Origin of the sequence: Terrisporobacter mayombei, assembly GCF_020748465.1 — a bacterium.
Taxonomy (GTDB): domain Bacteria; phylum Bacillota; class Clostridia; order Peptostreptococcales; family Peptostreptococcaceae; genus Terrisporobacter; species Terrisporobacter mayombei.
In genome coordinates this window covers 1-554 of record NZ_JAHZMP010000073.1, presented here as the reverse complement: position 1 = coordinate 554, position 554 = coordinate 1, and the positions used below count along the sequence as shown (strand labels likewise).

Below are 554 nucleotides of genomic sequence, written 5' to 3'. Positions count from 1 at the left end.
ACTATACTATCAACTTCAGAAATCAGAGAGTCTGGTAAAGTATCTTCTATTTTTTCTTTACTCTTATCGTACACAAAATCGCCTCCCAGATTATAATATCATGGTTTTATTTTAGCAAATAACTGTTTATTTGTACAAGCTCATTATTTTCCATATAAACACGGTCAACTCTTCTTGATATCATACATAACACTTCATAGTTTATAGTTCCTAAGTCTTTAGCTATACGCTCAGCTGTAACTTCGCCTTCTCCAAATAGTATAACCTCATCTCCAACTTTTATGTCTATATCTTTGTCAATTCTAACCATTATTTGATCCATACATATTCTACCAACTACATCAAACACTTCTCCCTTAATAAGAACCTTTGGATTTTTTTGGATTCTAGTAAATCCATCTGCGTATCCTATTGGAACTGTAGCTATTGTTTCTTTGCCTGTAGTTGTGTATTTTAGTCCATAACTTATTCCTACACCTGGTTCAACTTGTTTTATATGTCCGATTTTTGATTTTAATTTCATGGCTGGTCTTAATTCTAATCTATCTTTAAAT

At 31.6% G+C, this 554-nt stretch carries 1 protein-coding gene; it reads right to left on the bottom strand.

Annotated elements, in window-relative coordinates; genetic code table 11:
• Positions 1–106: 106 nt before the first annotated feature.
• Positions 107–554, bottom strand: a 448-nt coding sequence (locus K0039_RS20365; protein WP_272491547.1) for an alanine racemase, incomplete at its 5' end; no start/stop codon positions are given.